At 71.8% G+C, this 10900-nt stretch carries 13 protein-coding genes; 5 read left to right on the forward strand and 8 right to left on the reverse strand.

What is annotated here, in order from left to right:
* Nucleotides 1–9: 9 nt before the first annotated feature.
* From JNL41_RS12710 to JNL41_RS12720, 3 genes are all read right to left on the reverse strand, one after another.
* The gene (locus tag JNL41_RS12710) at nucleotides 10–318 is read right to left on the reverse strand and encodes an SCP2 sterol-binding domain-containing protein (protein WP_293475456.1); all 309 of its coding nucleotides are present in this window, start codon (nucleotides 316–318) and stop codon (nucleotides 10–12) included.
* 74 nt (nucleotides 319–392) lie between these two features.
* Nucleotides 393–1247, reverse strand: a complete 855-nt coding sequence (locus JNL41_RS12715; RefSeq protein ID WP_293475458.1) for a methyltransferase — start codon at nucleotides 1245–1247, stop codon at nucleotides 393–395.
* A gap of 88 nt (nucleotides 1248–1335) precedes the next feature.
* The gene (locus JNL41_RS12720; protein ID WP_293475460.1) at nucleotides 1336–2172 is read right to left on the reverse strand and encodes a methyltransferase domain-containing protein; all 837 of its coding nucleotides are present in this window, start codon (nucleotides 2170–2172) and stop codon (nucleotides 1336–1338) included.
* A 305-nt stretch (nucleotides 2173–2477) separates the two neighbouring features.
* Here JNL41_RS12720 and JNL41_RS12725 point away from each other — a divergent pair, with 305 nt between their 5' ends.
* Nucleotides 2478–2933 carry an Hsp20 family protein gene (locus JNL41_RS12725; protein ID WP_293475462.1) on the forward strand — a complete coding sequence of 152 codons (456 nt, stop codon included), beginning with the start codon at nucleotides 2478–2480 and terminating at the stop codon, nucleotides 2931–2933.
* Between the two features lie 85 nt (nucleotides 2934–3018).
* On the opposite strand, the gene JNL41_RS12730 is transcribed toward JNL41_RS12725, so the two are convergent.
* Genes JNL41_RS12730 through JNL41_RS12745 form a run of 4 tightly spaced genes read right to left on the reverse strand, consistent with a single transcriptional unit; the run spans nucleotide 3019 to nucleotide 7281 of the window.
* A complete protein-coding gene (locus JNL41_RS12730; protein ID WP_293475464.1) occupies nucleotides 3019–4224 on the reverse strand; it encodes a pentapeptide repeat-containing protein in 1206 nt (401 codons plus the stop codon).
* A gap of 5 nt (nucleotides 4225–4229) precedes the next feature.
* Nucleotides 4230–5504: a pentapeptide repeat-containing protein gene (locus JNL41_RS12735; RefSeq protein ID WP_293475466.1), complete on the reverse strand. Its 1275-nt coding sequence runs from the start codon at nucleotides 5502–5504 to the stop codon at nucleotides 4230–4232.
* 50 nt (nucleotides 5505–5554) lie between these two features.
* Entirely contained in the window at nucleotides 5555–6004 is a 450-nt protein-coding gene (locus JNL41_RS12740; protein WP_293475468.1) for a deaminase, read from the reverse strand.
* Nucleotides 6001–7281, reverse strand: a complete 1281-nt coding sequence (locus tag JNL41_RS12745; RefSeq protein WP_293475470.1) for an MFS transporter — start codon at nucleotides 7279–7281, stop codon at nucleotides 6001–6003. The genes JNL41_RS12740 and JNL41_RS12745 overlap by 4 nt, the downstream gene beginning before the upstream one ends.
* Before the next feature lie 74 nt (nucleotides 7282–7355).
* Between JNL41_RS12745 and JNL41_RS12750 the strand changes: the two genes are divergently transcribed.
* A complete protein-coding gene (locus JNL41_RS12750) occupies nucleotides 7356–7691 on the forward strand; it encodes a helix-turn-helix domain-containing protein (RefSeq protein WP_293475472.1) in 336 nt (111 codons plus the stop codon).
* Here JNL41_RS12750 and gpmA read toward each other — a convergent pair.
* A complete protein-coding gene (gene gpmA, locus JNL41_RS12755) occupies nucleotides 7649–8359 on the reverse strand; it encodes a 2,3-diphosphoglycerate-dependent phosphoglycerate mutase (RefSeq protein ID WP_293475474.1) in 711 nt (236 codons plus the stop codon). The genes JNL41_RS12750 and gpmA overlap by 43 nt on opposite strands.
* An 81-nt stretch (nucleotides 8360–8440) precedes the next feature.
* On the opposite strand from gpmA, the gene JNL41_RS12760 reads away from it, so the two are divergent.
* From JNL41_RS12760 to JNL41_RS12770, 3 genes are all read left to right on the forward strand, one after another.
* Entirely contained in the window at nucleotides 8441–8686 is a 246-nt protein-coding gene (locus JNL41_RS12760; RefSeq protein ID WP_293475476.1) for a hypothetical protein, read from the forward strand.
* A gap of 10 nt (nucleotides 8687–8696) precedes the next feature.
* The gene (locus tag JNL41_RS12765) at nucleotides 8697–9662 is read left to right on the forward strand and encodes a KpsF/GutQ family sugar-phosphate isomerase (protein ID WP_293475478.1); all 966 of its coding nucleotides are present in this window, start codon (nucleotides 8697–8699) and stop codon (nucleotides 9660–9662) included.
* Nucleotides 9663–9763: 101 nt separating this feature from the next.
* The coding region (locus tag JNL41_RS12770) for a phosphomannomutase/phosphoglucomutase (protein ID WP_293475480.1) at nucleotides 9764–10900 on the forward strand (1137 nt) is incomplete at its 3' end.

Raw genomic sequence — 10900 nt, forward strand, 5'->3', positions numbered from 1 at the left:
CGGAGGGCTCTAGACCGCCCTCTCGAAGAGGGCCTGGATCTCGGGCGTCAGGCTCATCGCGAGCCCCATGTCCGAAAGCTTCATGCGTCCGGTCATCACCGCGCTCATGGGGTTGAGTTCGCCCTTGCCCAGCTTCTCGAGGTCGGCGCGGCTGATGCGGACGGTGAGGTCGGCGGGCGCGGCCTCGTTGGTCACGCTTGCTCCGGCCACATGGATGTAGCCCTCGCCCTTCAGGTCGAGCGTGACGGTGCGGGAGAGCCCCGCCCCGGATTCCGCCGCGCGGCGGATCCTGTCGGTCAGCTCCTCGAGAGTGGCCATGTCCCCATCGGGTTCTCGTGAATCACGCGAGCTTCGCCGCACGCGTCCCGCGTGTAAACACACCGTGACCACTGTTAGTTCGGTTTGACGAACTTCAGCGTCATCCGGTCGCTCTCGCCGATGGCGTCGTACTTCGCGTGATCGAAGGCCGGATCGAACGCCTCGCCCCGCGGCGACGAGCGGCGCACGGGCGGCAGGGTCCAGACGCCGAAGGGGTGGTCGCGGGTGTCCCTGGGGTTGGCGTTGATCTCGCTGCTCGCGGCCAGCCGGAAGCCCGCCTCCTGCGCCAGCCGGACGGCGTATGCCTGGTCGACGTAGCCGTCCTCGGCCAGCAGGTCGGGCACGCGCCCGGGAGCGGCGCGATGCTCCTCGACACCCAGGACACCCCCGGGCTTCAGCGCCAGGAACGCATCGCGAAACGCCTTCTCGGCGACGCCGGCCGCCATCCAGTTGTGCAGGTTGCGCAGGAAGAGGACGAGGTCGGCGCTGCCGGCCGGCGCGACCGGACCGCTGGTCGGCCCGAACGCGGTGAGCGCGATCTTTCCGTACAGCCTCTCGTCGGCGAAGTGGGCCTGGAACGCCTGCACGACGTCGCGCGCCGAGGCGTCGGCGGTGTCGCCCGGTTGCAGGTGCGCGGCATAGAGCCGACCGTTCGTCGCAGCCAGGAACGGCGCCAGGATCTCGGTGTACCAGCCGGCGCCAGGCCAGAACTCGACCACCGTCGCGCCAGGCTTCAGACCCCAGAACGCGAGGCTCTCGGCGGGATGGCGGAAGCGGTCCCGCACGCGGTCGGCGGCCGGACGCCACGGCCCGGCGACCGCCGCAGCGATGCTGGTCGCCGGCGCAACCCCGGGCGTCGCGGGCCTGTCCCGGCAGCCGGCCAGCGCAAGGGCGCCCGCGAGGAGCCCGCGGCGTGAAACGGTGATCATGGGCGCGCCACCCCCTCTCGCGACGCCCCCCGCGGCAGGGCTACCCGCTGGCGGGGGTCGCGTCAAAGCCCGCGGAGGTCGCGGGACCTCAGCCGCCCTTCACGAAGGTGAGCGTCATCCGGTCGGACTCGCCGATCGCGTCGTACTTCGTGCGGTCGAAGTTGGGATCCGAGCCGCGCCCGCCGGCGGTCGTCCAGCGCGAGGGCGGCAGGGTCCAGACCCCGAACGGATGGTCCTTGGTGTCCTTCGGGTTGGCGTTGACCTCGGACGTCGAGGCGAGGCGGAAGCCCGCCTTCTCGGCTGCGGCGATGACGGTCGCGGTCGCGACATAGCCGTTGCTCACGCCCGGCAGCTCGGGCCTCGGATCCGAGCGGTGCTCCTCGACGGCGAGGATGCCGCCCGGCTTCAGGACCGCGTGGGCGTCCCTCAGCACCTTGTCGAGCATGTTCTGCATCATGAAGTTGTGGATGTTGCGCGACGTCATCACGAGGTCGGCCGAGTTGGGCGCGCCCAGCGGCCCGGACTGGGTCCCGAAGTTCACGTAACGGACCGCGCCGTACTTCGCCTGGTCGCCGAACTTCGTCTCGAACGCCGCGCGGCCGCGCCTGGCGCCTTCCGACAGGCTGGGGTTGGCGAGGTCGGCGGCCGTGGCGACGTAGGTCCCGCCGGTCGCCTTGGCGTAGGGCGCCAGGATTTCGGTCCAGTAGCCGCCGCCGGGCGAGATCTCGATCACCGTCTGCCTGGGCTTGAGCCCGAAGAACGTCAGCGTCTCGGCCGGATGGCGCGCGCCGTCGCGGGCCTTGTTCTCAGGTGCGCGCTGCGCGCCGGCGACGGCGGCGGCGAGCTGGGCGTCGGCAGCGTAGGACGGCGCATAGCCGACGACGACCGCAAGGGCCGCAAGGCCGGCCGAAGCGAGACGGATCATGGAGTCCTCCAGGGAGCGTCTTCAGGGGTCCGCGAAGCTAGTGCATTCGACGGTTCGCTTGAACCGTCGAATGCTCGAGACTCTTGCCGCGGCTTCCCGACCTCGGACCAAGCTGACCGCCGAAAGGGCCAGGCTGCGCAAACGTCGCGGGACGGCCCCTTGAACGCTCAAATCGCGCCACCTAACTCATCGGGCGGAGGCGCTGGATGTCCGGGCCTCCTTGGGCTGCCGGCGACGCCGAATCCGGGTCGTCACAGGTCCAACGCAAACAACGCAACCTTGCTTTGCAAGAAGGATGTGAACCCATGCGTACGATCGATTTCGCTCCCCTCTATCGCTCCGTCGTCGGCTTCGACCGCCTGGCGAACCTGCTGGAAACCGCCGCCGCCGACGGCGCCGCGGGTTATCCGCCCTACAACATCGAACGCACCGACGAGAACGCCTACCGCATCGACATCGCGGTCGCCGGCTTCCGTCCCGACGAGCTGAACGTCGAGGTGAAGGAGAACCTCCTCACCGTGGCCGGCCGCAAGGCCGCCAACGACGAAGCGCGCAAGTACCTCCACCGCGGCCTCGCCGAGCGTAACTTCGAGCGCCGGTTCCAACTCGCAGACTACGTGATCGTCACCGACGCGAACCTGGCCGACGGCCTGCTGTCGATCTCGCTGAAGCGCGAACTGCCCGAGGCCCTGAAGCCGCGCACCGTCGCGATCACCACGGGCGCGCAAGGCAGCCTGATCGAAGGCGAAAAGGCCGCGTAAGCCAGATTGCTCCCCATCGGGGGAGCTGTCGGCGAAGCCGGCGGTCGAACCGAGGCGGCGTCCCTTCGCGGGGGCGCCGCCTTCTTCATTTGGGGAGCCGGGCGCCGCGGGTGTCGGCGTCCTGCAGGATCGCGCCGGTGATCTCGGCGCCGTCGAACTTCGCGTAGCGCAGCCGCGCGCCGGTGAGATTGGCCGGCGTCGAACGGTCGCCGCCGAGGGCCAGGGGCGAGAGCACGGCGTCGGTGAGGTCCGCGCGGGTGAGGTCGGCGCGCATGAGGCGGCAACCGCGCAGGTCGGCGTTCCGCAGGACCGCGCCACGCAGGTCGGCCGCTTCCAGGTTCGCGCCCTGGAGCTGGACGCCGGTGAGGTCGAGGCCCGCCAGGTTCGCGCCTCTCGCGCTGACGGCGGTGAGGCGCAGGCCCTTCAGCGCATCGCCCGCGGGCCGCAGGTCGGCGTCGTCGAGACGCGTCGGGGCCCCCTCGGCGCCGCCGGAGGCCACCCAGGCCGCGTGCGCGCGGGCCTGCTCGACCAGCTTGGCGCAGCGCGCGACGACGTCGCGCGTCGGCGGTTCGACCGCGCCCGCGAGGTTTGCGCCATGGGTCCTGGCGCCGGTCAGCGCGCCATCGGCGAGGTCGGCGCCGTCGAACCCGGCATCCTCGAGGACCGCGCCCGACATCCCCGCGCCGGCCATCAGCGCGCCGGCGAAGTTCGCGCCCTTCAGGTTGGCGTCGCGCATCCGCGCGCCCTTGAGCGACGCGTCGGAGAAGTCGGCCGCCGCGGCGTAGAGCCCGTCGAGCAGCGAGCGGTCCAGCGTGGCGCCCGAGAGGTTCGCGCCGTCCATCTCACCGCTGCGGCCTTCCTCGACCACGGTCGGGAAGCCCTTGGTCGGATGCGGGCGGCCGATGACGCCGGGGCGGAAGTCCGCCTCGGTGAGGTCGGCCCCGGCCAGGTTGGCGGCCTGCAGGCAGGCGCCGCGCAGGTCGGCCTTGCGAAGGTTCGCGCCCCGCAGGTCGGCGCCGCGCAGGTCGCAGCCGGCCAGGATCGCCCCCGCGAGGTTCGCGCCCGCGAGTTCGGCGCCGTCGAACACCGAGCCGGTGAAGTCCGCCCCCGCGAGCTGGCGGCCCGCGAGGTTCAGGCCCGAGAAATTGACGAAAGGCAGCGCGGCGCGCTTGCCGCCCTTGCCCGCGAGATGGCGCGCATGGCCGTCCAGCAGGATGGCGAGTTCGCCCTCGGAGAGCTTGCGGCGGCCCGGGAGGAACGGCTCCTCTGACGACGTCTGCAGCCGGACCATCCGCGTCAGATCACGTCGTCGAGGCCGCGGGCCCCCTGGCGGTGGGAGACCTGGCTGAAGTCGGCCTGCTTCAGCAGCGCGCCGGTGAAGTTCGAACGGCTGACGTCGGCGTCGGCGAACAAGGCGTGGCGCAGGTCGGCGCTGGAGAGGTCGGCGCCCTTGACCTGCGCGCCGGTCAGGTTGCACGGCAGCACGCGGTCGGCGCCCAGCAGCAGCGGACCCATCTGGGCGTCGCGCAGGTCGGCGCCGGAGAGTTTCGCGCCCACGAGGCGGGCGCCCCGCAGGTCGGCCCGGCGCAGGATGCAGTTGCGCAGGTCGGCGCCTTCCAGGTGCGCGCCCTGGAGCTGCACGCCCTCCATGTCGAGGCCGTAGAACGTCGCGCCCTTGGCCGAGAGCGCCGTCAGGTTGTAGCCGCGGATCGAGCCCAGGGCGCGCAGGTCGGCGTTGTCGAAGGACGAGGGCTTGCCCTCCCCGCCGCCGGTCTCGCACCAACGGGCGTGGTCCTCGATCATCTGGGCGTAGGGCAGGTCCGACAGCGCCCGGCCGACCGGATCGTCGGTCAGCGCGCCGGTGAGGTTCGCGTCGGAGACGTTCCACGCGACCGTGCGCGCGCCGACCAGGATCGCGTCGCGCAGGTCGGCCCCGGCCAGGTCCGCGCCCGAGAGGTCGGCGCCCGACAGGTTCGCGCCCGCAAGGGAGGCCTGCTTCAGGTTGGCGCGGATCAGCTTCGCGTCCTTGAGGATCGCGTCGGTGAAGTCGGCCCGCACGGCGACGGCGCCCGAGAGGCGCGAGCGCTCGAGGTTTGCGCCCGCCAGGATCGCGCCCTGAAGTTCGCCGAGGTGCGCCGCCCCGGTCTCGAGCTTGCGGAAGCCGAACTGGCGGTCGGCTGCGGCGAGGGTGCCTTCGCGCAGGTCGGCCTCGAACAGGTCGGCGCCGGTCAGGTTGACGTTGCGCATGCTGGCGCCACGCAGGTCGGCGCGCCGCAGCGAGGCCTCGCGCATGTCGGCGCTGGTCAGATCGGCGCAGAAGAGCGTGGCGTTGTCGAGCCGCGCGCCCCTGAAGTCGCAGTCGCTGAGGAGCGCGCCCGTGAAGTCGGCGTCGCAGAGGTTGCGGCCGTGCAGATCCGTGCCGGACAGATCCTTGAACGCGAACACCGCGCGGGCGCCGCCCGGCTTCGAACTCCACAGCCGGTCGTGCTTCGCACAGATGGCGTCGACCTCGGCCTGGGTCAGGCGGGTCTGGACGAGGGTGCGCGTGCTGGCGACAGCAGGGGGCGACATGGTCCGGCGGGCTGAGAGAAGAACCTGTGAACCATGTTAGGCGCGGTCGATTAACGGCGGCTTTCCGGGGGCCCGGCCGGCGCGTAGCCGCCGAGCAGCGCGGCGGCCTCGGCGGTGAGCAACCCCTGGTTTACTTCGATGCCGGCGTCTTGCAACCGACGCGCGCCATCGCCGGCCGCGAACACGGACGGATCCGCACAGGCGAAGATCACGCGGGCCACACCGGCGTCGACGAGCCGCGCGCTGCACGGGACGCCGCCGGCCGAGCGCCGGGCGCAGGGCTCGAGGGTGACGTAGGCGACGCCGCCGCGGGCCCGGTCGCCGGCCTGAGCCAGCGCAAGCTCCTCGGCGTGCGGGCGACCGCCCTCGCCGGTGACGCCCTCGCCCACCACCTCGTCGCCGTTCAGGATCACGCACCCGACGGGCGGGTTCTCGGCCGTCAGCCCCACACGGGTCGCGGCCAGCGCGATGGCGCGGCGCATGGCGTCTTCGTCGGTCATTCCGCCAGCATGGGGCTTTGCCGCGGCGTTGCGAAGGCGCCGTCGTAGACGCCGAGGTCGCGGCGCAGGAAGCCCGCCACCGAGACCAGGGCCATGCCGACCGCGCTCGCCACCATCACGGCGGCCGGCGAGGCGAGCCCGAGCACGAAGGGCGCGAGCGCGGTGGCCAGCGTCATCCCGCCCCAGTCGAAGACGATGAGCAGGCGATAGACCGCCGGAACCTCGTGGGCGGCGAACACCGTCTGCCGCAGTGTGGCGGCCGGCACGTCGCAGATCGGTCCGCCGAACGCCGCAAACGCGCAGCCCGCCATCATCATCGGCGCGATGAGCGGCTGGGGCGCCAGCAGCGCGGCGACGCCCGCCATCGCCAGGCCCGAACCCACGATCACGTTGCCGCCGAACACCATCCGCAGCGGCCGCCGGATCTCCACGCCGCCGACGAAGAGGTTGCCGGCGACGTTGCCGGCCCCGTAGGCGCCGGTGATCAGCCCCACGACGGCCAGGCCCTCCAGGCCGAAAGCGGTCAGGCCGCTCGTCTGGACGATCAGCGGAACGCAGAGCCACAGCGCCACCATCCAGAACCCGGACATGACCGCGCCCAGCGCCAGCAGCCACAGGAAGATCGGCTGGGCGCGAACCGCACGCACGCCCACCAGCAGCATCTCCCTGCGCGAACGCGACGCGTCATGGGTCTGGCGCGGCAGCTCGCGCTTCAGGCTGCCGACCGCGAGCGCCGAGGCCACGAACGAGGCGGCGTTGATCGCCATGAGGCCCACGGCCGGCATCACGGCCGCCAGAGCGCCGGCGACACCCGGCCCCACCAGCCGCGCGATGCGCTGGGTGGCGTCCATCAGCGCGTTGGCGCTGACCAGCAGCCGCGGCTCGCTGGCGAGCCGCGGCAGGCTGCCCTGAAGCGCGGGATCGAACACGCCGCGCAGGCCTGCCAGCGCCACCGACGGGATCACCACGGTCCAGAGATCCAGCCGGCCCGTCAGCCAGGCGGCCACCGGGATCAGCGCCAGCACCGCCCGGATCAGGTCGGTGGCGATCATCGTGCGACGGTGGTCCCAGCGCTCCGTCCAGGCGCCAGCGAAGAGCGCGACCACCAGCACCGCGCCCATCTCGGCCGATGCGACGAAGCCGGCGTTCGAACCCGCGAGCTGCACAGCGATCCAGATCACCGCCATCCGCTGCAACTGGTCGCCGATAGCCGCCAGCGACAACCCGGCCCAGAGACGGGCCAACGGCGGATGAGCGAGGGCGGCGAAGGCGCGCATGAGCCCTGCCTATCCCGATCCGCCTTCCCGCGCGCTCGACTTCGCGATCGAGGTGTCGCCGCTGCGCGTCACCGATGCGCTGCAGAACGACCCGACCGACGCCCGCGGCATCGACGAACTGTGCCCGTGTGGCCGGCATGAGCCGCCGCTCGTTCATCCGCCACTTCCCGGCCGAGGCCGGCATGGGATTCGCCGAGTGGCGCCGGCGTCTGCGCCTGCTGCTGACCCGGCAACTGATGGCCGAGGGCGTGTCGGTGACCGAAGCCGCCATCGCACTGGGCTACGGCTCGGCCAGCGCCTTCATCGCCATGGTTCGCCGTGAGCTGCGCGTGACGCCCCGGCGCATCGCGGGCTTGCGCGTTCCCGCTCAGACCGCGGGGATGGCGGTGGCCCTGTCGGCGTCGAGGTAGCGCGCAGAGGTCGGCTTCAGGTTCGCGTCCAGCTCGATGACCAGCGGATTGCCCGTCGGGATCTCGACGCCCACGATGTCGTCGTCCGACACGCCGAACAGCAGCTTCACGATGGCGCGCAGCGAGTTGCCGTGCGCAGCGACCAGGAGCGTCTCGCCGGCCTTCAGGCAGGGCGCGATGTCGGCGTTCCAGTAGGGCTCCACCCGCTCCAGCGTCGTCTTCAGACTTTCGGTCGCCGGTAGGCTCGCGCCGGCGTAGCGGCGGTCCTTCGAGAAATCGAACTCGCCGCCGGGCGCCATCTCGGGCGGCGGGATGTCGTAGCTGCGCCGCCACACCTTCACCTGGTCGGCGCCGTGCCGGGCGGCGGTCTCGGTCTTGTTGAGGCCGGTCAGGCCGCCGTAGTGGCGCTCGTTCAGCCGCCAGTCCTTGACCTCGGGCACGAACACCTGGCCCGCGGCGGCCAGCGCCAGCCATGACGTGCGGATCGCCCGCGTGAGCACCGATGTGAACACCCGGTCGATGGCGATGCCGTCAGCCTCGATCAACTCGCCGCCCTTCTTCGCCTCGGCCTCGCCCTGCGCGGTCAGGTCGACGTCCACCCAGCCGGTGAAGCGGTCCGCAAGGTTCCACTGGCTCTGGCCGTGGCGCAGCAGGATCAGGGTCGGCAAGGCGGCGGCTCCTCTGGTCGGAGCGTCCGGCTAGGGCGCCGGGGCCTACCCCGTCAACCCGACGCGAGCTATAGCGGGGCCATGTTCGACCGCTTCTACCTGGGCCTGCTCGTCGTCGGCGCGATCGCCGCTGTGGCGCTGGCCCTCGTCTGGCCGCAGGGGCTGGGCGACCGCTCGCCGGCGCCGTTCGGGCACGAGCCGGTGCTGCGCTCGGCCGAGATGCAGGCCAAGATGCGCGCCGAGACCGAGGCCGCCCAGAAGCGCGTCGACCAGGCGCGCCAGGCGGTCCGCACGATCCAGAACCAGGCCATCGCGCCATCGCAATGACCCTGCCGCAATGACGAGCAACGACACCATCGCCGTCGGCCGCCGCGTGCTGGAGACGGAAGCCGAGGCGCTGGCCCGGCTGGCCGCCGAGCTGGACGAGAGCTTCGCCGCCGCCGTCGAGGCCCTGTTCACGGCGAAAGGCCGGATCGTCTGCACCGGCATCGGCAAGTCCGGCCACGTGGCGCGCAAGATCGCCGCGACGCTCGCCTCCACCGGCTCGGCGGCGATGTTCGTCCACCCCAGCGAGGCCAGCCACGGCGACCTCGGCATGATCGGCCAGGACGATGTGATCCTGGCGCTCTCCAAGACCGGAGAGACCCGCGAGCTGGCCGACATCATCGCCTATGCGGCGCGCTTCCATATCCCGCTGATCGGCATGACCACCGGGCGGGAGAGCGCGCTGGGGCTGGCCGCCGACATCGTGCTGCAACTGCCCGACGCCCCCGAGGCCGCCGACGCGGTCAACGCGCCCACCACCTCGACCACCCTGCAGATGGCGCTGGGCGACGCACTGGCCGTGGCGCTGCTGGAGCGGCGCGGGTTCCAGCCGAAGGACTTCAAGGTCTTCCACCCCGGGGGGAAGCTGGGCGCCCTGCTGCGCACCGCCGCCGACCTGATGCACGGCCGCGAGGAGCTGCCGCTGGTGGCGCCGCAGACGCCGATGCGCGAGGCGCTGCTGGTGATGAGCGAGAAGCGCTGGGGGATCGTCGGAGTCGTGGATCCCAGGGGCGTGCTTCTGGGCGCCATCACCGACGGCGACCTGCGCCGCCACATCGTGGGCCTTCTGGACCACACCGCCGGCGAGGTGATGACGCCCGGTCCCAGGAAGACCGCCCCGCCCGGCATGCTGGCCGGCGAAGCCCTGGCCCTGATGAGCGACCCGCCCCCCGCCGTGACCGTCCTCTTCGTGGTCGAAGGGGGCAAGCCGGTCGGCATCCTGCACGTCCACGACCTGCTCCGCGCCGGGGTGATGTAGCGCCTGCCGCCTGGGCGCGCTCGCGCGTTAAGCCTTCCGCAGTGGCGCCCCCACTATCCCGCGGCTAAACACGCCGCCGACACGCGTTGCCCGGAGTTCCGATGCTGCCCGCCCCCCGTGCCGACCTCGTCGCCAACACCTTCGAGTACGAGAACGCCCCGCTGGTGAAGGCCACCGGCTTCCGGGAATACGACGCGCGCTGGCTGTTCGGGCCCGAGATCAACCTGCTGGGCGTCCAGGCGCTGGGCCTGGGCCTCGGCACGCTGATCCACGAGATGGGCCAGAAGCGCATCGTCGTCGGCCACGACTTCCGCAGCTACTCGCTCTCCATCAAGCAGGCGCTGACCATCGGCCTCGTCGCCGCCGGCTGCGAGGTGCTGGACATCGGCCTCGCCGTCTCGCCGATGGCCTACTTCGCCCAGTTCGACCTGGACGCCCCCTGCGTGGCCATGGTGACCGCCAGCCACAACGAGAACGGCTGGACCGGCGTCAAGATGGGCGCGCAGCGACCGCTCACCTTCGGCCCCGACGAGATGGGCCGCCTCAAGGAGATCGTGCTGGGCGGCAGGTGGAAGCAGCGTCCGAACGGCTCGCTGGCCCACATCGACGGCGTGGCCGAGCGCTACATCGCCGACGCCGCGGCGCGCGTCAGCCTGAAGCGCCCGCTGAAGGTGATCGCCGCGTGCGGCAACGGCACCGCCGGGGCCTTCGCACCCGAGGGACTGCGCCGGATGGGCGTGGCCGAGGTCATCGAGATGGACTGCGACCTCGACTGGACCTTCCCGAAGTACAATCCCAACCCCGAGGACCACCACATGCTCACCGAGATGGCCAAGGCCGTCCGCGAGCATGGGGCCGACCTCTGCCTGGGCTTCGACGGCGACGGCGACCGCTGCGGGGTGGTGGACGACGAGGGCGAGGAGATCTTCGCCGACAAGATCGGCCTGATGCTGGCCCGCGACCTGTCGGCCCTGCACAAGGACGCGACCTTCGTGGTCGACGTGAAATCCACCGGCCTCTTCGCCACCGACCCCGTGCTGGCCGCCAACGGCGCCAAGACTGTCTACTGGAAGACCGGCCACAGCTACATCAAGCGCAAGACCGCCGAGCTTGGCGCCCTGGCCGGCTTCGAGAAGAGCGGCCACTTCTTCTTCAATCCGCCGATCGGCCGCGGCTACGACGACGGCCTGGTGGCCGCCGCGGCGATCCTGGCGATGCTCGACCGCAACCCCGGCCGG

The organism is Phenylobacterium sp. (assembly GCF_016793285.1).
Lineage (GTDB): Bacteria > Pseudomonadota > Alphaproteobacteria > Caulobacterales > Caulobacteraceae > Phenylobacterium.

Coding starts and splice junctions, on each gene's coding strand:
- JNL41_RS12745 (WP_293475470.1), bottom strand. CDS start 7,281: ATGCGCGCCTTCGCCGCCCTCGCTCATCCGCCGTTGGCCCGTCTCTGG.
- JNL41_RS12765 (WP_293475478.1), top strand. CDS start 8,697: ATGACGAGCAACGACACCATCGCCGTCGGCCGCCGCGTGCTGGAGACG.
- JNL41_RS12710 (WP_293475456.1), bottom strand. CDS start 318: ATGGCCACTCTCGAGGAGCTGACCGACAGGATCCGCCGCGCGGCGGAA.
- JNL41_RS12750 (WP_293475472.1), top strand. CDS start 7,356: ATGCGCTGCAGAACGACCCGACCGACGCCCGCGGCATCGACGAACTGT.
- JNL41_RS12740 (WP_293475468.1), bottom strand. CDS start 6,004: ATGACCGACGAAGACGCCATGCGCCGCGCCATCGCGCTGGCCGCGACC.
- JNL41_RS12730 (WP_293475464.1), bottom strand. CDS start 4,224: ATGGTCCGGCTGCAGACGTCGTCAGAGGAGCCGTTCCTCCCGGGCCGC.
- JNL41_RS12720 (WP_293475460.1), bottom strand. CDS start 2,172: ATGATCCGTCTCGCTTCGGCCGGCCTTGCGGCCCTTGCGGTCGTCGTC.
- JNL41_RS12725 (WP_293475462.1), top strand. CDS start 2,478: ATGCGTACGATCGATTTCGCTCCCCTCTATCGCTCCGTCGTCGGCTTC.
- JNL41_RS12760 (WP_293475476.1), top strand. CDS start 8,441: ATGTTCGACCGCTTCTACCTGGGCCTGCTCGTCGTCGGCGCGATCGCC.
- JNL41_RS12735 (WP_293475466.1), bottom strand. CDS start 5,504: ATGTCGCCCCCTGCTGTCGCCAGCACGCGCACCCTCGTCCAGACCCGC.
- JNL41_RS12715 (WP_293475458.1), bottom strand. CDS start 1,247: ATGATCACCGTTTCACGCCGCGGGCTCCTCGCGGGCGCCCTTGCGCTG.